The sequence below is a fragment of the Delftia acidovorans SPH-1 genome (assembly GCF_000018665.1).
Classification (GTDB): Bacteria; Pseudomonadota; Gammaproteobacteria; order Burkholderiales; family Burkholderiaceae_C; genus Comamonas; species Comamonas acidovorans.
In genome coordinates, this window is sequence record NC_010002.1 from 5,037,932 (window position 1) to 5,055,061 (window position 17,130).

General features: G+C 67.2%; 17 protein-coding genes. 3 read left to right on the top strand and 14 right to left on the bottom strand.

The window, feature by feature from the left end; all coding sequences use genetic code 11:
- Positions 1-39 precede the first annotated feature (39 nt).
- From DACI_RS23035 to rpiB, 6 genes are all read right to left on the bottom strand, one after another.
- A complete protein-coding gene (locus DACI_RS23035; RefSeq protein ID WP_012206378.1) occupies positions 40-1,161 on the bottom strand; it encodes an erythritol/L-threitol dehydrogenase in 1,122 nt (373 codons plus the stop codon).
- A 48-nt stretch (positions 1,162-1,209) separates the two neighbouring features.
- A complete protein-coding gene (locus DACI_RS23040; protein ID WP_012206379.1) occupies positions 1,210-2,190 on the bottom strand; it encodes an ABC transporter permease in 981 nt (326 codons plus the stop codon).
- Between the two features lie 48 nt (positions 2,191-2,238).
- Positions 2,239-3,003 carry a GolD/DthD family dehydrogenase gene (locus DACI_RS23045; protein WP_012206380.1) on the bottom strand — a complete coding sequence of 255 codons (765 nt, stop codon included), beginning with the start codon at positions 3,001-3,003 and terminating at the stop codon, positions 2,239-2,241.
- Positions 3,000-4,061, bottom strand: coding sequence for a substrate-binding domain-containing protein (locus DACI_RS23050; RefSeq protein WP_012206381.1), 1,062 nt, complete (start codon positions 4,059-4,061; stop codon positions 3,000-3,002). The genes DACI_RS23045 and DACI_RS23050 overlap by 4 nt, the downstream gene beginning before the upstream one ends.
- Positions 4,062-4,124: 63 nt before the next feature.
- The gene (locus tag DACI_RS23055; RefSeq protein ID WP_012206382.1) at positions 4,125-5,627 is read right to left on the bottom strand and encodes a sugar ABC transporter ATP-binding protein; all 1,503 of its coding nucleotides are present in this window, start codon (positions 5,625-5,627) and stop codon (positions 4,125-4,127) included.
- Positions 5,628-5,629: 2 nt separating this feature from the next.
- Complete coding sequence (gene rpiB / locus DACI_RS23060; protein WP_012206383.1) at positions 5,630-6,103, bottom strand: ribose 5-phosphate isomerase B; 474 nt, start codon at positions 6,101-6,103, stop codon at positions 5,630-5,632.
- 293 nt (positions 6,104-6,396) lie between these two features.
- On the opposite strand from rpiB, the gene dhaL reads away from it, so the two are divergent.
- Positions 6,397-8,193, top strand: coding sequence for a dihydroxyacetone kinase subunit DhaL (gene dhaL / locus DACI_RS23065; RefSeq protein ID WP_012206384.1), 1,797 nt, complete (start codon positions 6,397-6,399; stop codon positions 8,191-8,193).
- Between the two features lie 3 nt (positions 8,194-8,196).
- On the opposite strand, the gene DACI_RS23070 is transcribed toward dhaL, so the two are convergent.
- The 7 genes from DACI_RS23070 to DACI_RS23100 form a co-directional block, all read right to left on the bottom strand.
- On the bottom strand, positions 8,197-8,703 hold the full coding sequence (locus DACI_RS23070; RefSeq protein WP_012206385.1) for a disulfide bond formation protein B: 507 nt from the start codon (positions 8,701-8,703) through the stop codon (positions 8,197-8,199).
- Positions 8,704-8,801: 98 nt separating this feature from the next.
- Positions 8,802-9,929 carry a sulfate/molybdate ABC transporter ATP-binding protein gene (locus DACI_RS23075; RefSeq protein WP_012206386.1) on the bottom strand — a complete coding sequence of 376 codons (1,128 nt, stop codon included), beginning with the start codon at positions 9,927-9,929 and terminating at the stop codon, positions 8,802-8,804.
- Between the two features lie 37 nt (positions 9,930-9,966).
- Positions 9,967-10,974 carry a sulfate ABC transporter permease subunit CysW gene (cysW, locus tag DACI_RS23080; protein ID WP_012206387.1) on the bottom strand — a complete coding sequence of 336 codons (1,008 nt, stop codon included), beginning with the start codon at positions 10,972-10,974 and terminating at the stop codon, positions 9,967-9,969.
- Position 10,975: 1 nt separating this feature from the next.
- Positions 10,976-11,881 carry a sulfate ABC transporter permease subunit CysT gene (gene cysT / locus DACI_RS23085; RefSeq protein ID WP_013801696.1) on the bottom strand — a complete coding sequence of 302 codons (906 nt, stop codon included), beginning with the start codon at positions 11,879-11,881 and terminating at the stop codon, positions 10,976-10,978.
- A 75-nt stretch (positions 11,882-11,956) separates the two neighbouring features.
- A complete protein-coding gene (locus DACI_RS23090; RefSeq protein ID WP_013801695.1) occupies positions 11,957-12,958 on the bottom strand; it encodes a sulfate ABC transporter substrate-binding protein in 1,002 nt (333 codons plus the stop codon).
- A 158-nt stretch (positions 12,959-13,116) separates the two neighbouring features.
- Positions 13,117-13,767, bottom strand: coding sequence for an RBBP9/YdeN family alpha/beta hydrolase (locus DACI_RS23095; protein ID WP_012206390.1), 651 nt, complete (start codon positions 13,765-13,767; stop codon positions 13,117-13,119).
- Positions 13,768-13,882: 115 nt separating this feature from the next.
- Positions 13,883-14,812, bottom strand: coding sequence for a LysR family transcriptional regulator (locus DACI_RS23100; RefSeq protein WP_012206391.1), 930 nt, complete (start codon positions 14,810-14,812; stop codon positions 13,883-13,885).
- A 176-nt stretch (positions 14,813-14,988) separates the two neighbouring features.
- On the opposite strand from DACI_RS23100, the gene DACI_RS23105 reads away from it, so the two are divergent.
- A complete protein-coding gene (locus tag DACI_RS23105) occupies positions 14,989-15,627 on the top strand; it encodes an FMN-dependent NADH-azoreductase (RefSeq protein WP_012206392.1) in 639 nt (212 codons plus the stop codon).
- Between the two features lie 335 nt (positions 15,628-15,962).
- Complete coding sequence (locus DACI_RS23110) at positions 15,963-16,451, top strand: hypothetical protein (RefSeq protein ID WP_012206393.1); 489 nt, start codon at positions 15,963-15,965, stop codon at positions 16,449-16,451.
- A gap of 101 nt (positions 16,452-16,552) precedes the next feature.
- On the opposite strand, the gene DACI_RS23115 is transcribed toward DACI_RS23110, so the two are convergent.
- Positions 16,553-17,101, bottom strand: a complete 549-nt coding sequence (locus tag DACI_RS23115; RefSeq protein WP_012206394.1) for an NADPH-dependent FMN reductase — start codon at positions 17,099-17,101, stop codon at positions 16,553-16,555.
- Positions 17,102-17,130: the final 29 nt, after the last annotated feature.

Genomic DNA, 17,130 nt, shown 5'->3' on the forward strand with positions numbered 1-17,130 from the left:
CTCCAAGGGTGCCGGGAAAGGCGCGCAGTGTAGCGCCGCTCACCGGGCCTCGCCAGCGTGGGGCAGCAGCAGGACCTTGACCGAGTCCATGGAATCGGCCACCCGGATGGCGCTCTCCCACTCCGACAGCGCATAGCGGTGGGTGACGATGCCCTCGGAGGTGACCAAGCCGCGCGCCAGCAGGTCGATGGCGATGGGGTAGCAATGGGCGCTCAGGTGGGCGCCACGCAGGTCCAGCTCCTTTTCCTCGCCGATGATGGACCAGTCCACCGTGGTCTCGCGCCCGAAGACGCTGAACTCCACGAAGCGGCCGAGCTTGCGCACCAGGTCCAGCCCCTGCGTCACGCCCGAGGGCGCGCCCGTGGTCTCTATGTACACATCGCAGCCATAGCCGTCGGTCAGCGCATGCACGATGGCGCGGGCATCCTCGCGCGCGGGGTTGATGGTCACGTCGGCGCCGCAGCGGCGTGCCAGCGCCAGGCGCTGGTCCGACAGGTCCATGACCACCAGCCGGCGCGGCGTCTTCAGGCGCGCGACCTGGGCCATGAGCAGGCCCAGCGTGCCCGCGCCGGCGATGACCACCACATCATCGAGCTGGATGTCGCCGCGGTTGACGGCATGGATGGCGCAGGACAGCGGCTCGGTGATGGCCGCATCCTCGAAGGCCACGCTCTCGGGAATCCGGTGCACCACGGCGCGGGCGGACAGGCGCATGTACTCGGCCATGCCGCCATCGGCCACCTGGCCCTGGAAGCCGTAGACATCGTGCACCTCGCACATCCAGCGAAAGCCGGTCCTGCAATAGCGGCAGGCATGGCAGGGCACGATCTGCTCGGCGATCACCCGGTCACCCAGCTGCACGCCGTGGTGCTCCTGGGCACCCTCGCCCACCTGCACCACATGGCCCCAGAACTCGTGGCCCGCGATCACCGGCGGGCGCACATAGGCGGGGCGGCCTTTTTCCGGATCTCCCCAAAAGCGCGGCGCGCCAGCCCAGCATTTGCAGTCGCCCGCGCAAATGCCGCAGGAAGCCACGCGGATGACCAGCTCGCGCGGCCCGGCCTGCGGACGCGCGACGCGTTCGAGCCGGTAATCCCTGGGCCCGTGGCAGACCACGGCCAGCATGTTCGTATCGGCGGCGTCAGGCAGGGTGTTTTGCATGGAACTCTCCCGGGTTGCAGATGGTGGACAGGAGGTGGGCGCAGCGCTTCATGCCCTGCGGCGTGAACTGTCAAGCAGCACGGCGCCGACGATGATCACGCCCTTGATCAGCTGCTGGTAGTACGAGGACACGCCCAGCAGGTTCAGCCCGTTGTTGATCACGCCGATGAGCAGGGCGCCGACGACCGTGCCGCCCAGGCTGCCCGTGCCGCCCGACAGGCTGGTGCCGCCAATCACCACGGCCGCAATGGCGTCCAGCTCGTAGGACACGCCGGCCTGCGGCAGCGCCGCCGTGGTGCGCGATGCCAGCAAAATGCCGGCCAGCCCCGCGAGCAGGCCGCTGACCACATAGACCAGCAGCACGATGGCCCGGGTGTTGATGCCGCTGGTCTTGGCGCTGCGCAGGTTGCCGCCCACGGCGTAGATATAGCGGCCATACACGGTGTAGCGCAGCACGAAGGCGAACACCGCGACGGCAACGGCAAAGATCACGATGGGCATGGGCACGGGTCCCAGCTGGCCGGCGCCGATGGCAAGAAAGCCGTCGGGCAGCTCGGACACCGGCATGCCGTCGTTGTAGATGTAGGTCAGGCCGCGCGCCGCACTCAGCATGCCCAGCGTGGCAACGAAGGGCGGCACCGCGAACCAGGCCACCAGCAGGCCGTTGACGCCGCCCAGCAGCATGCCCACGCCCAGCCCGGCGCCCACGCTCACCGCCAGCCCCTGGCCATCGGCCGCCAGCCAGGCGCCGACCATGCCGGCCAGCGCCAGGATGGCGCCCACCGACAGGTCGATGCCCGCCGTCAGCACCACGCACGTCATGCCGATGGCCAGAATGCCGTTGATGGAGGTCTGGCGCAGGATGTCGGCCCAGTTGCCCCAGGTCATGAAATGGGGGTTGGCCAGCGCCAGCGCCGCGCACAGTGCAATCAGCGCGATGACCACGCCGTAGCGCTCGCGCAGGCTGCGCAGGTCCAGCGCGCGCCGCCCCAAGAGCGGCGGCGAAGATGCAGCTTGAAGATTCGTCATGGAGGACTCCCGCGTTGATGGAAGAAAGGCGTGGGGCCGGCAGGCCGCTCACTGGATGGAGTAGCCCCCGTCGATGACGATGTTCTCGCCCGTCAGCATGCCGGCGTGCGTACCGGCCAGGAACACGGCCAGCCGCGCCACCTCCTCGGGCTGCGCAAAGCGGCCCGTGGGGATGAGTGCCCGCATGGCCTCCCCCACCTGCCCGGCCCAGGCCTTGCGGCCCAGCGGCGTGTCCACCACGGTCGGCGAGATGGCGTTGACGGTGATGCCGTCGGACGCCCACTCCAGCGCCAGCACGCGCGTCAGCCCCACCAGGCCCGCCTTGCTGGCGCAATAGGCGGCATGGCGCCGGAGCGCGACCACGCTGGCCTGCGAGGCCAGGTTGATGATGCGTCCGTGGCGCTGGCGGCGCATGGCCGGTGCCACCGCCTGGGCCAGCAGCAGCGGCGCCGTGAGGTTGACGGCCAGCGTGCGATCCCACGCCGCCTCGCTGACTTCGCCGGCCGGCTCCAGCAGCGCCACGCCGGCGCTGTTGACCAGGATGTCGATGCGGCCCGTGGCCTCCAGCACCGTGGCCACCGCCTGCTCCACGCCCTCGGGCCTGGTCACATCCACCTCCAGCGCCAGGTGGTGCCGGGGCTCCGCCAGGCTGGCAGCGGCCACGTCCAGTGCCTGCCGCTCCAGGTCCAGCAGGACGACACGCGCACCTCCTTCGGCGAGCTGCCGGGCAATCGCCAGGCCGATGCCGCCCGCGCCGCCGGTGACCAGGGCCGTGCGGCCGTCGAAGTCCCGCTCCAGGCCGGCGGCGCTCATTTGCGCACCTTCTGCAAGAAGGCGTCGGCATTGGCGGGCACGATGGCTGTCCAGGGCACCTCGTAGGATTTGGCCGTGCCATCGCCCCAGGGCATGGCCTGGGCATACTCGCTCCATACCACCGAGCGCGGCCGGTAGGACGGGCCGACTAGCTGGCGCAGCAGCACATCCAGCGCGCCCTGCGCCTGGGCCTGGGCGTCCTGGAAATTGGTGGTCATCTCGCCGCGCTTGACGGCCGTGATGGCGGCGGCCACGCCGTCCACGCCCACCACCGGGATGGTCTTGATATCGATGCCCTTGGTCTTGATGGCCTGCACCGCGCCCAGGGCCTCGTCGTCGTTCTGGGCGATCACGCCCTGGATCTGGCCCGGGAATGCGGTCAGCCAGTTCTCCATCAGGCCCATGGACTCGGCGCGCGACCAGTTGGCGGTCTTGCGCGCCAGCACCTTCACGTCCTTGTGGCGGGCCAGCACCTCGTCATTGCCGCGCGCCCGCTCGATCTGTGCCGACTGGCCTATGGGCCCCTCGATGACGACGATATTGCCCTTGCCGCCGATGGCCTTCATCAGCGCCTCGGCCTGCATGCGGCCGGCCACCACATCGTCATTGCCCACGTAGGAGGTCAGCACCTCGCCCTGCACGCGCGTGTTGGAGCCCACCACGGGAATGCCGGCCTTCACCGCCTTGTGCACGGGCGCCGCGCCCGCCTTCAGGTCGATGGGCACGAAGAGGATGCCGTCGTACTTCTGCGTGATCATGGTGTCGAACTGGTTGCTCTGCGTCAGCGCGTCGTAGTTGCCGTCGAACACGGTGATCTGCACCGTGCCGTCCTTCACGGCCGGATGCGCCTTCAGCTCCTTGGTCCACATCTGCATGAACTCGCCCTTGAGCCCATAAACGGCCGCGCCTATGCGGTAGGGCTTGGCCGGTGCTGGTACTGGTACTGGTGCTGGTGCCGACAGCGGGGCCGGAGCCTGGGCCCGGACCTGCGCTGCGGCCAGGAAAAGCCCACCGGCAAGCGCGGCTGCAAGCACGGTGGTGAAACGAAAAAACGGCATGGTCATGTCTCCTGTGTGTTGTGAAAGGCAAGGGGAAAAACGCAGCACGGGCATCGTCCGGGCTCAGGACGCGAGGTGCATCAGCGCCTCCTGCGTGATGCCGTGGCCGGCCACCACGCGGTCAAGCCGGCCTTTGCGGAAGATGGCAATGCGGTCGCTCAGCTCCAGCAGTTCCGGCGCCTCGGAGGACACCACCACCACGGCATGGCCCTGCGCGGCCAGCGAGGCCAGGAAGGCGTACACCTCGCGCTTGGCGCCTTCGTCGATGCCGCGCGTGGGCTCGTCGCACAGCAGGCAGACGGGGTTGGTGGCCATGCAGCGGGCCAGCACCACCTTCTGCTGGTTGCCGCCGCTCAGGCCCGAGACCGGCATGGCCGGGCTGGCCAGCTTCACGCGCAGGCGCTGCAGCAGGCCGCCCACCAGCACGCGCTCTGCCGCGCCATCCACCACCCCGGCGCGCTGCAGGCCCGGCAGTGCGGGCAAGCTGGTGTTGAAGCGCACCGAGGAGCTCATCACCAGCCCCGTGGCCTTGCGGTCCTCGGTCACCAGGGCCAGGCCCGCCTTGATCGACGCCGCCGGATTGCCGCGCGGCAGGGGCCGTCCGCCCAGGCTCGCCTGCCCCTGGTCGGCGCGCGTGAGGCCGTACAGGCAGTTGAGGAATTCGCTACGGCCCGATCCCATCAGTCCGTAGATGCCCAGCACCTCGCCGGGGGCGACGTCCAGACTGATGTCCTCGAACTCGCCCCGGCGCGTGAGCCCCTGCACCGACAGCAGCGGCTCGCCCGGCGCCGCAGCCCTGCGCTCGCTGGCGGCAGCGCGGACTTCCCGGCCCACGATGAGCTTCACGAGCTGGCGCCGGTCGATATCGGCCAGCGCGCCGGTCTGCACGAAGCCGCCATCGCGCAACACCGTGTAGCTGTCGGCAATGGTGAAGATCTCCGTCAGGCGGTGCGACACATAGAGGATGCCGGCGCCCTGCGCGGTCACGCGGCGTATCGCGTCGAAGAGGATGGCGGTCTCGCTTTCGCCGATGGCCGAGGTGGGCTCGTCCATGATGATCAGCTCGCTTTGCCGGCTCAGGGCCTTGGCAATCTCCACCAGCTGGGTCTGCGCCAGGCTCAGGCGGCCCATCTGCGCACGCGGATCGATATCGAAGCCCAGCTGCCTGAGCAGCGCATCCGCCTGCTCCAGCAGCGCGGCATGGCGGACCACCACGCCGGCGCGCCGGGGCTCGCGGCCCAGGAAGATGTTCTCGGCCACGCTCATGCCCGGGATGGGCGACAGCTCCTGCGTGATGATGGACAGGCGGTGCGCCAGCGCCTCGTGCGGCGTGGCGAAATCCACCGGCCGGCCCTTGAGCAGTATCTCGCCGGCATCGCGCCGCAACAGGCCCATCACGATGTTCAGGAAGGTGGACTTGCCTGCGCCATTGCCGCCGCACAGCGCGTGCACGCTGCCCGCCTGCAGCTCAAGGCAGCCGTTGCGCAGCGCAGGCACGCCGCCGAAGCTCTTGGCCACGCCGCGCGCCTGCAGCAGTGCGGTGCCGGTATCGGTACGGGTGCCCATGGTCACGCGCCCTGCCCGCGCCCGGCCGCGGCGGCCTGCGAGCGTTCAAAGCCGGTGATGGCATCCACCTTCAGGGCCGAGCTGCCGCCATCGAAGCGCGATGCGAGGAAGCGGTCCACGATGGCCTTGGCCAGCTCCACCCCGATCACGCGCGAGCCCAGCGTGATGATCTGCGCGTCGTTGCTGCGGCTGGCGCGCTCGGCCGAATAGGTGTCATGGGCCTGCGCGGCGCGGATGCCCGCCACCTTGTTGGCGGCAATGGCCATGCCTATGCCCGTGCCGCACAGGAGAACGCCGCGCTCATGGCGGCCCTGGACGATGGCCTGCGCCACCGCGATGCCGATGTCGGGGTAGAGCACCGGCTCGCCGTCGTGCGTGCCGAAGTCGGCCACTTCGTGGCCCTGGGCCAGCAGATGCTGCTTCACGGCGTTCTTGAGGTCGCAGGCGGCTTCGTCGCAGCCGATGGCCAGCTTCATGGCATCCCCTTCATTACAAAAGACCATCACATGATCATTTGATCAATGTTTTTTGAGAGTCTTCTCAATCGGAGAGCGGTTGTCAAATAACGATAGCTATGCGGATCGGCAAGATGAATGCGTAACCTGTTGAATTTTCTACAAAATTCATCAAATCCTATCGTTTTCCCTTGGCTATTGAATAGCCAAGAGGCATTGACACGCCAATTTCAACAAATCAAAAATGACCACTTAATGATCATATGAACAGTTTCGGCACACCCGCCGGGACCGCACCTGGAGGAGACAACGGCATGACGACCAACCGCGTGATCAACGACCCCGACCGGGTGGTGGAGGACATGCTCCAGGGATGGATCGCCGCCCATGGCGACACCCTGCGCATCGACGCCGGCAATGCCCGCGTCGTGCGCCTGCATGGCGCGCCACGCAGGGGCAAGGTGGGCATCGTGACGGGCGGCGGGTCGGGCCACGAACCGGCCTTTCTGGGCTATGTGGGCGCAGGCCTGTGCGACGCCGCCGCCGTGGGCGAGGTCTTCTCTTCCCCCACGGCCAGAAGCTTCTACGACGCCATGCGCGCGGCCGATGGCGGCGCCGGCGTGGCCTGTCTGTATGGCAACTACGCGGGCGACAACATGAACGTGGCCATGGCCGTGCAGATGGCCGCGGCCGAAGGCATGGCGGTCAGGACCGTGGTGGCCAACGACGACGTCCCTTCAGCCGCGCGGGGCGACGAGGCCAGCCGCCGCGGCGTGGCCGGCGAGATCCTGATGTGGAAGGTGGCGGGCGCCCGGGCGGCCATGGGCGCCAGCCTCGACGAAGTCATCGCCCTCGCCCGGCACGCCATGGCCCGCACGCGCAGCATCGGCATCGGCCTGTCGGCATGCACCATTCCCGCCGTGGGCAAGGCCAACTTCCATATCGAGCGCGGCAGCATGGAGGTGGGCATAGGCCACCATGGCGAGCCCGGCATGTCCGTGCACCGCACGGCCACGGCGGCCGATATGGCCGAGCGCATGCTGGACACCCTGCTGCCCGACCTGCCCTTCGCCCCGGGCGACCGCGTGGCCGTGCTGCTGTCCGGCCTGGGCGCCACGCCGCTGATGGAGCAGTACATCCTCTATGGCGAGGTCGCCCGGCGCCTGCAAGAACGCGGCATTCAGGTGGCCTTCCGGCTGGTGGGCAATCTCTTCACCTCGCTGGAGATGATGGGCATCACGCTCACGCTGATGCAGCTGGACGACGAGCTGCTGGCCTGCCTCAAGGCACCCTGCCAGTCAGTCGCCCTGACCCTGGCCGGCGGGCTGCCGCCCCAGCCGCAGGATGCCATTCCAACACCGCCCTCTGTTCCGGCAAGGACGCCGGCACAGGCGCAGGAACAGGCACAAACCGCCCGCCCCAAAGCCGCAAGGCGCACCAGCCAAGGGCCGGCCCTCGCACTTGATGGCGCGGGCAGCATCGTGCGCGAGCTGATCACGGCCATCGTCGGCCACCGGGAGTTCCTGAGCGAGATCGACGGCCTGATCGGCGATGGCGATCACGGCATCAACATGGCCAAGGGCTTTTCCGGCTGCGGCGCACGGCTCGATGCCATGGACGCCAGCCAGGCAGCGCAGCTGCCTGCGGCGCTTCAGCAGCTGTCCCAGGCGTTGATGGACGATATCGGCGGCTCCATGGGCCCGCTGTACGGCAGCTTCTTCCAAGGCTTCGCCGATGTTCTTGGGCCGGAGCAGGAGATGGATGCCGCCCTGTTCGGCCAGGCCCTGGCGCGGGCCGTCGCCGATGTGCAGGAGATGGGCAAGGCCCAGGTGGGCGACAAGACCCTCATCGACACGCTGGCCCCGGCCCTGCAGGCCTACCGGCAATCGCTGCAGGCCGGCGCCGGTTTCCGCGAGGCGCTGCAGGCCATGGAGGCCGCGGCCGAGGCGGGCAAGGAATCCACGCGCCACCTGCAGGCCCGCATCGGGCGCTCGGCCCGGCTGGGGCCGCGCTCCATTGGCGTGCTGGACGCGGGCGCCACGTCCTGCTGGCTGATTCTGAGCACCATGTCCCAGTCGCTGCAGCGGCGACTGGCGCAAGCCTCAGCCTAGGGCTCAGCGCCTGCGGGCAGCGCCGCGCACCAGCAACACCAGCACTGCCACGCTCATGATGGCGAAGCAGATGAAGGACCAGTTGGCGATGGAGCCGCCCAGGAAGCTCCAGTCCACGGCGGCGCAGTCGCCCGAGCCACGGAAGATCATGGGCACGGCACGGCTGATGGAGTAGTTCTCGATCATTCCGTAGAAGTCGCGCCCGCAGGTGGCGAACTCGGGCGGATACCACTGCAGCCAGCTCTGGCGCGCGGCGACGAAGGCGCCAAAGCCTGCAGCCACCAGCGCCAGCACGCCCCAGCTGATCAGCCAGCCGCGACCGCCGCGCACACTGCCCAGGCCCGTGAAGAGGGCCACGCCGATCAATGCATAGCGCTGCACGATGCACATCGGGCAGGGCTCCAGCCCGACCACATGCTGCAGATACATGCCGAAGGCCAGCATGGCCACGCAGGCCAGGCTGATGAGCGCCAGGATGCGGCGCGGAGCGTTGTCAAACCATTGAAGCATTCTTGTCTTTCGTCACCCGGTTGAATGAAATCAGGGCTGCGGCGCCGGCCCGGCGCTGCAGCCCTGTTCAGCGGGTGCAGGAAGCCGTTGCCGCGCCGTCAGATGCCAGCCGCCTCGTCCAGAAACACCTTGGCACGGCGCGGTGTCACCACCAGGGTTTCCCCCTCGCGCAGGGCCATGTCCCTGAACTGCTGCGCAGGAATCTGCGCCTCGATCAGGCCACCCTCTTCGGCATTGTCCGTGCTTTCGGTGCTCTCCGATGGAATAAGTTCCAGGCGCGCAATGGGCCCCACGACGATGGCGCGGGACAGCTGCACGACGATGCCCGTGGGCCGTCCCTGGACGTCCAGGTTCTGGCCGGGCGAGTAGCGCTCCACCTCCAGATCGTGCGGGCGCACATAGGCGAAGGCCTTGCTGTCGCTGGCGCCCTTGGCGTCGTGGCTGTCCAGCTGAGTGCCGTCGTCCAGGTAGACACGGCCATCGCTGGCGCGGCCCTTGAACAGGTTGACATCGCCCAGGAAGCCGTAGACGAAGGGCGTGGCCGGGTTGTCCCAGACCTGCTGGGGCGTGCCCTCCTGCTCGATGCGGCCCTGGTTGATGACGACCACGCGGTCGGCCACTTCCAGTGCCTCCTCCTGGTCGTGGGTCACGAAGATGGAGGTCACATGCAGCTCGTCATGCAGGCGGCGCAGCCAGCGGCGCAACTCCTTGCGCACCTTGGCATCCAGCGCGCCGAAGGGCTCGTCGAGCAGCAGCACCTTGGGCTCCACCGCCAGGGCGCGGGCCAGGGCAATGCGCTGGCGCTGGCCGCCCGACAGCTGGGACGGGAAGCGTTCGGCAATCCAGTCCAGCTGCACCAGCTTGAGCAGGCTCATGACCTTCTCGCGGATCTGGGCCTCGCTGGGGCGCTGGCTGCGCGGCTTCACGCGCAGGCCGAAGGCCACGTTCTCGAACACGGTCATGTGGCGGAACAGCGCGTAGTGCTGGAACACGAAGCCCACGTTGCGCTCGCGCACATGGACATCGGTGGTGTCTTCGCCGCTGAAGTGGATGCTGCCGACGTCGGGCGTCTCCAGGCCCGCGATGATGCGCAGCAGCGTGGTCTTGCCGCAGCCCGAGGGGCCGAGCAGTGCGATGAGTTCGCCGGACTGGATGTCCAGGCTCACATCGCGAAGGGCCTGGAAATCGCCGAACTGCTTGCTGACGTTGCGTATTTCAATGCTCATGGTCTTGCTCTTGCTTTTGTCTGGTCGGGGCCGAGGTTCAGGACACCTGCGGCACCTGGGATGCCTGGGAAGCCAGGGATGCCGCCGTGGGGCGCTCGGGAGGCAGGTCGGCAGCGGCCTTGGCCTGCTGCTCGGCACGCCACTCGGCCACCGACTTGATGACCAGGGTCACCAGCGCCAGCAGGGCCAGCAGCGAGGCGGCAGCGAAGGCGGCAACGGACTGGTACTCGTTGTAGAGGATCTCCACATGCAGCGGAATGGTGTTGGTCTGGCCGCGGATGTGGCCCGAGACCACCGACACCGCGCCGAACTCGCCCATGGCACGCGCATTGCACAAAATCACGCCGTACAGCAGGCCCCACTTGATGTTGGGCAAGGTGACCTTCCAGAAGGTCTGCCAGCCCGTGGCACCCAGCACGATGGCGGCCTGCTCCTCGTCGCTGCCCTGCGCCTGCATCAGCGGGATCAGCTCGCGGGCGATGAAGGGGAAGGTCACGAAGATGGTGGCCAGCACGATGCCGGGCACGGCGAAGATGATCTTGATGTCATGCTCGGCCAGCCAGGGGCCGAACCAGCCATGGGCACCGAACACCAGCACGTACATCAGGCCCGCCACCACGGGCGAGATCGAGAACGGCAGGTCGATCAGGGTGATCAGAAAGGCCTTGCCCCGGAACTCGAACTTGGCGATGCACCAGGCCGCCGCCACGCCGAACACCAGGTTCACCGGCACGGCGATCAGCGCCGTGATCAGGGTCAGCTTGATGGCCGACCAGGCATCGGGCTCCTGCAGGCCGGCGACATAGGCGTCCCAGCCCTTGCGCAGCGCCTCGGTGAACACGGCCGCCAGTGGCAGCACGAGGAACAGGCCGATGAAGATCAGCGCAATGCCCGTGAGAATCCAGCGCACGGCGCGCGGCTCGGTGGTGGTGAGCTTTTCGCGCCGGCCCTTCGGGGGCGCGGTGAGCCTGTACAGCACCAGCACGGCGACCAGCACCGCGCCAATGATCTTGAGAAGCAATGCTTCCTGTGGAGACAACGCCATCTCAAGCCCCTCCCGAATGCTTGCGCTGCCATGCCTGCAGCGCGTTGATGACCAGCAGCATCACGAAGGAGAACAGCAGCATCACCACGGCCACGGCCGTGGCGCCTGCGTAGTCGTATTGCTCCAGCTTGCCGATGATGATCAGCGGTGTGATCTCGGAAATCATGGGCATGTTGCCCGCGATGAAGATGACCGATCCGTACTCGCCGATGGCGCGTGCAAACGCCATGGCAAAGCCCGTGAGCAGCGCGGGCGTGATGGCCGGCAGGATCACCTTGTAGAAGATCTGCCAGCGCGAGGCGCCCAGGCTGGTGGCCGCCTCTTCCAGCTCCTTTTCGGAGTCTTCCAGCACCGGCTGCACCGTGCGCACGACAAAGGGCAGGCCGATGAAGATCAGCGCAATGACCACGCCGTTCGGGTTGAAGGCCAGCTGGATGCCGTAGGGCTCCAGGTACTGGCCCACCCAGCCATTGCCGGCCAGCAAGGCGGTCAGCGAAATGCCGGCCACGGCCGTGGGCAGGGCAAAGGGCAGGTCCACCAGGGCATCGACGATCTTCTTGCCCGGAAACTTGTAGCGCACCAGCACCCAGGCGATCAGCAGGCCGAACACCAGGTTCACGCAGGCCGCCGCAAACGAGGCGCCAAACGTCAGCCGGTACGAGGCCAGCACGCGCGGCGAGGCCACGGCCTCCCAGAACTGGGGCCAGGTGAGCGAGAAGGTCTTGAACAGCAGTGCCGACAACGGGATCAGCACGATCAGGCTCAGATAAAACAGCGTATAGCCCAAGGTCAGCCCGAAGCCGGGCAAAACGCGCTTGGCGCCGCGCCCTTTGCGCGCCGCACCGGACGGTGCGGGCACAGGAGCGTCGGCGCCAGGCCTTGGGCTGGTCGGAACGGCAGACACCATGTTGGATTCCAAATCAGCCAATGTGGGGAGGGGGGCCTCAGGCGGACTGCGCCGCCTTCATGCCTGTTTGCGTGCTTACTTGCCGGGGACGTAGATCTTGTCGAACTGTCCGCCGTCGTTGAAGTGCACCTTCTGGGCTTCGGACAGCGAGCCGAAATACTTGGCCACGGTGAACTGCTTGATGGGCTTGAACACATCGGCATGCTTCTTGAGCACGGCCTCGGAGCGGGGGCGCAGCGCGTGCTGTGCGGCGATTTCCTGGGCTTCGTCGGAGTACAGCCAGGCCAGGTAGTCGTGCGCCAGCTGGCCCGTACCCTTCTTGGCCACGGTGCGCTCGACCACGGCCACGGGGTTCTCGGCCACGATGGACACCGAGGGATGGACGGCATCGACCTTGCCCTTGCCGAATTCGCGGTCCACGGAGACCACTTCGGATTCGAACGTGATCAGCACGTCGCCGATATTGCGCTGCAGGAAGATGCTGGTCGCGTCGCGGCCGCCCTTGCCCAGCACGGGCACGTTCTTGTAGAGCTGCTGCACGAACTCGGCCGCCTGCGCGTCGGTGCCGCCCTTCTCGCGCACCGAACCCCAGGCCGCCAGGTAGGCGTAGCGGCCATTGCCGCCGGTCTTGGGATTGACCACCACGACCTTCACGTCGGGACGGATCAGGTCGCTCCAGTCCTTGATGTTCTTGGGATTGCCGTTGCGCACCAGGAACAGCATGGTCGATGTGGTGGGCGAGGCGTCATTGGGGAATTTCTTGGCCCAGTCCTTGGCGACCACGCCGCTGTCGGCCAGGAACTGCACGTCGGTGGTGGTGTTGAAGGTCACCACGTCGGCGGCCAGGCCGTCGTTGACGGCACGCGCCTGGGCGCTGGAGCCACCGTGCGACTGGTCCACCTTGATGTCCACGCCCTTGGTCTTCTTGTAGTGGGCGACGAAGGCGGCGTTGTAGTCCTTGTAGAACTCGCGTGCCACGTCGTAGGAAACGTTGAGCAGCTGGTTCTGCGCCGATACCGTTCCCGCGGCGGCCAGCGCCAGGGTGGCCAACAAAGTCTTGAGCTTCAAAGAATGCATGGTTCGCTGCCTTTTATTAGTGGACATCTCTGCGGTGTATTCACAGACAGTCACATTGTGCGAACGCTGACTTAAAACTCAAAAGAATATATTTTTGTTTGTTAATGGCTTGTCACCATATAAAGAACCGCCCTGCCCGCGAATCCCCCGCCGGCCCATCACAGGCCGGCAGCCCATGGCGCGCCAGCGCCAGTGCCCGCAGAGACGGAGGCATGCGCAGCCGCCACACGTGGCGAGCGCGGCGAACGCACGGCAGGCCGGGGCTGCGCCGGCTGCCAGCTGTCGCCCTGCATCAGCGACTGCAGCAGCGCCAGGCCCAGGGGCCAGTCGCCAAAGCCTGATTCGACATTGATGTGCCCCGCGTTCTGCAGCCGCACGAACTCGCTTCCCCAGGCCCGCGCATAGGCACCCGCCCGGCGGATCGGACAGTAGGGGTCGTTGCTGCTGGCCACCAGCACGCTGCGGTACGGCAGCGGCGCATAGGGCACGGGCGCAAAGTCGGCCAGTTGGGCACGGCGCTCGGGATCGGCCGGCGCCACCAGCAGCGCACCGCGCACGCGCGCACTGGCCTCGGGACCCAGGTGCGCGGCCGTGATGCAGCCCAGGCTGTGGGCGGCCAGCACCACCGGCTCGGGCCGGGACAGCACCAGTTGCTCCAGCGCGGCCACCCAGGGATCGCGGTGGGGCACCAGCCAGTCGTCCTGCTCCACGCGCTCGGCATGCGGCAGCTGCTGCGCCCACAGGCTTTGCCAGTGGTCAGGACCGGAGTTGCGCCAGCCGGGCACGATGATGATGCGGTGGGGATTCATGGGTTCTCCTGGACTGTCCATTGCTGGACATGGGCCCCGATTGTGGAGAACACCGCCAACTATCCCAACGAACGTTTTGTTGTTTTCTTATGGCTTGGCGAGGTGCAACCCAACCCTAGCGTGCCGCCGGCTCGCGCGTGGCATGGCTGTTGCGCCCCGGCACGGTCTCGCCGAGGAAATCAAGGAAATGCCGCACGGCCGGCGCCAGGCCGCGCCGCGAGGGGAAGACCGCGTGCACGATGCCCTGGGGCGGCTCCCAGCCCGGCAGCAGGTGCACGAGCCGGCCTTCGGCCAGTTCCTCGTGGCACATGTAGTCGGGCAGCCAGCACATGCCGCTGCCGGCCAGCGCTGCGAATTTCAGCGTCAGCAGGTCATCCACCACATAGCGCGGCTGCAGCTGCAGGCGTTGCTCGCGGCCTTCGGGGCCGACCAGCAGCAGGCTGGACTGGCCATCCACCGCCGACATGGACATGCTGTCCAGGTGCTGCAGGTCGGCCAGTGCACGCGGCGTGCCCTGGCGCTCCAGCAGCTCCGGGCTGGCCACGAGGATCTGGCGCGCCACATCCAGCCGCTTGACGACCATGGAGCCGCTGTCCTCCAGACTGGGGCGCACGCGCAGCGCCACGTCGATGCCCTCCTCCACCAGGTTCACGGGCCGGTTGGTCACCTGCATCTCCACATGCACCAGCGGGCAGCGCTGCAGGAACTGGGGCATGAGTTCGCCCAGCACGGTCTGGGCCAGGGTCACGGGGCAGCTCACGCGGATGGTGCCGCGCGGCTCGGTCTGCACCTCGGCCACGGTGTCGGCGGCGGCCAGGGCCGCATCGCGCATGGCCTGGCAATGGCGCAGATAGGCCTCGCCCACCTGGGTCAGCGAGAGCTTGCGCGTGGTGCGCTGCAGCAGGCGCACGCCCAGCCGGGCCTCCAGCTCCGCCACGCGCCGCGACAGCCGCGACTTGGGTATGCCCAGCGCCCGCCCGGCAGAGGCAAAGCCGCCGCGCTCCACCACCTCGGCGAAGTACAGCATGTCGTTGAGATCCATCATGTCGCGCGTCCCTCCCCTGTGCTCATTGACCGCAAATTCAGGACAATCTATCGCAATTTCGGCGGCTTATCAAAGACTCTGTCCAAATTCACAATTGATCCCATCGTCGGCCCTACAAGCTTTCCCGAGTGGCCGATCCCAACCGCGATCCCAACCGACATCTCAGGAGCTTTTTCATGCAAGTTCTGCACATCGACTCTTCCATCACCGGCGCCGCTTCGGTGTCCCGCCAGCTGACCGCCCAGACCGTGGCTGCCCTGGTGGCCGCCAACCCCGGCGCCAAGGTCGAATACCTGGATCTGGCCGTGAACGCCCCCGACCATCTGAACGCGGTGTCCATGGGCTTTCGCACCGGCCAGGCCGCCACGACGGAAGCCGAGCGCGCACAGAACGCCATCTCCGAAGCCCTGGTGAGCCAGTTCCTGGCGGCCGATGTGGTCGTGGTTGGCGCTCCGTTCTACAACTTCACCATCTCCAGCCAGCTCAAGGCCTGGATCGACCGCATCGCCCAGGGCGGCCGCACCTTCCGCTACACCGCAGCCGGCCCCGAAGGCCTGGCCAAGGGCAAGAAGGTCATCGTGGCCTCTACGCGCGGCGGTGTGTACTCCACCAGCGAAATGGGCCAGGCCCTGGAGCACCAGGAAAGCTATCTGAAGACGGTGTTCGGCTTCCTGGGCATCACCGATGTGAGCATCGTGCGCGCAGAAGGCGTGGCCATGGGCGATGAGTCCAAGGCCAAGGCCCTGGAATCGGCCCGCAGCGACATCGTGCGTGCAGCGGCTGCCGCCAATCAGGAAGCGGCCATCGCCGCCTGATGGCCATTGCAGCCCGCAGGGGCTGCATGCTCAATGAATGGACAAGCGCCTGGGTTTCGGCCCAGGCGCTTTTGCTTTTGGAGAGGCACGACAGCGGCCGTGCCGGGCCGTCCGGAATGCTCCCAATGGACTGTGGCGAATAAAAGAGGTATCCGCCTCTGGACCTCCTTTGAAAAAAGCAATGCGCGATGGGCTTTCGCAGACACACGAAGCTGGTAGGCTGAACCATCACCGCCCTATTCGCGGCTTTGTCCGACACGAACCGTCTGTATTTCAGAAAGACGGCGGACCTGCCGATATCCAGGCAGCCTTATTGCATTCACTGCCTTCCATCCATGCCAGCCACAAGCCACCGTCCCCATGCCCGGCCCCGCGGCCCTGTCCATGTCCATGTCCGCCCGCCGTCCGATGAAAACCTGGTGATCACGGTGATTGCCGTGTCCCTGCTGGCCATTACCGTGCTGGGCATCGGCGTCTACCAGTTCATGCAGTACCAGCGCGAGCAGGACCAGGAGCAGCTCAATTCGCGCGTGTACCGCAGCTATGTGCGCAACACCGACGAGGCACCTGCGCCCGAGGAGCCCGAGCAGCCCGCCGCCACGCCCACCCCTGCCAAGCCCAGCCAGCAGCAGCTGAACCAGGAAATGACGCGCAAGCTGCTGGCCCATCCCGGCGTGACGCCCGGTGCCGGCTTTTCGGCGCCCGGTGTCAAGTCGACCGGCGTGGTGATCATCGACGCCATCGACCAGGCCCAGGCGCGCGAGAAGGCATCGTCCGCCGCGCGCCCTGCCGCGGCGATTGCCAACCCGTCTCCCGCTTCCTGACGCTTCTGACGCTTCCTGACCTCTGCGCTCACAGGAGCTGCAACGCAAAAGCCCGGCATTGCCGGGCCTTTTTTGTCTCTTGAGCGGCCTTGCCGCACCGCTCACTGGTGCTTGCGCGCCCAGGCAGCGAACTTCTGCACAAAGCCGTTCACGAAATCGCGGCTGCCGGCGCCGATGGAGCCGTCTTCGGCAAACAGGCCGTCCTTGGCCTGGATGAAGATTTCGGGCTGGGCCAGCGTCGGCATGTCGAGGTAGGCCAGCACATTGCGCAGATGCTGCTGTGCGAGCGCCGTGCCGATGGCCCCCACGGAGACGCCGGCCACGGCAGCGGGCTTGCCGGCCCAGACACTCTTGCCGTAGGGGCGCGAGCCCTGGTCCAGCGCATTCTTGAGCACGCCGGGAATCGAGCGGTTGTACTCGGGCGTCAGGAACAGCACGGCCTGGGCCGACTGGATCTGGGCGCGGAACTGCTTGACCACGTCCACCTCGTTGCCGTCATGGTCCTGGTTGTACAGGGGCAGGTTGTCGATGGCGACCTGCTCGAAGACCAGGCCTTCGGGCGCCAGGCGCGCAATGGCGTCGGCGAATTTGCGGTTGAAGGAATCCTTGCGCAGGCTGCCCACGATGACAGCGACCTTGATCTGGCTCATGCATTGCTCCTGGAGGAAGTGGCGAAAAA

Excerpts from the sequence above, each read along its gene's own strand:
- DACI_RS23035 (WP_012206378.1), bottom strand. The coding sequence starts at position 1,161 with ATGCAAAACACCCTGCCTGACGCCGCCGATACGAACATGCTGGCCGTG.
- DACI_RS23040 (WP_012206379.1), bottom strand. The coding sequence starts at position 2,190 with ATGACGAATCTTCAAGCTGCATCTTCGCCGCCGCTCTTGGGGCGGCGC.
- DACI_RS23045 (WP_012206380.1), bottom strand. The coding sequence starts at position 3,003 with ATGAGCGCCGCCGGCCTGGAGCGGGACTTCGACGGCCGCACGGCCCTG.
- DACI_RS23050 (WP_012206381.1), bottom strand. The coding sequence starts at position 4,061 with ATGCCGTTTTTTCGTTTCACCACCGTGCTTGCAGCCGCGCTTGCCGGT.
- DACI_RS23055 (WP_012206382.1), bottom strand. The coding sequence starts at position 5,627 with ATGGGCACCCGTACCGATACCGGCACCGCACTGCTGCAGGCGCGCGGC.
- rpiB (WP_012206383.1), bottom strand. The coding sequence starts at position 6,103 with ATGAAGCTGGCCATCGGCTGCGACGAAGCCGCCTGCGACCTCAAGAAC.
- dhaL (WP_012206384.1), top strand. The coding sequence starts at position 6,397 with ATGACGACCAACCGCGTGATCAACGACCCCGACCGGGTGGTGGAGGAC.
- DACI_RS23070 (WP_012206385.1), bottom strand. The coding sequence starts at position 8,703 with ATGCTTCAATGGTTTGACAACGCTCCGCGCCGCATCCTGGCGCTCATC.
- DACI_RS23075 (WP_012206386.1), bottom strand. The coding sequence starts at position 9,929 with ATGAGCATTGAAATACGCAACGTCAGCAAGCAGTTCGGCGATTTCCAG.
- cysW (WP_012206387.1), bottom strand. The coding sequence starts at position 10,974 with ATGGCGTTGTCTCCACAGGAAGCATTGCTTCTCAAGATCATTGGCGCG.
- cysT (WP_013801696.1), bottom strand. The coding sequence starts at position 11,881 with ATGGTGTCTGCCGTTCCGACCAGCCCAAGGCCTGGCGCCGACGCTCCT.
- DACI_RS23090 (WP_013801695.1), bottom strand. The coding sequence starts at position 12,958 with ATGCATTCTTTGAAGCTCAAGACTTTGTTGGCCACCCTGGCGCTGGCC.
- DACI_RS23095 (WP_012206390.1), bottom strand. The coding sequence starts at position 13,767 with ATGAATCCCCACCGCATCATCATCGTGCCCGGCTGGCGCAACTCCGGT.
- DACI_RS23100 (WP_012206391.1), bottom strand. The coding sequence starts at position 14,812 with ATGATGGATCTCAACGACATGCTGTACTTCGCCGAGGTGGTGGAGCGC.
- DACI_RS23105 (WP_012206392.1), top strand. The coding sequence starts at position 14,989 with ATGCAAGTTCTGCACATCGACTCTTCCATCACCGGCGCCGCTTCGGTG.
- DACI_RS23110 (WP_012206393.1), top strand. The coding sequence starts at position 15,963 with ATGCCAGCCACAAGCCACCGTCCCCATGCCCGGCCCCGCGGCCCTGTC.
- DACI_RS23115 (WP_012206394.1), bottom strand. The coding sequence starts at position 17,101 with ATGAGCCAGATCAAGGTCGCTGTCATCGTGGGCAGCCTGCGCAAGGAT.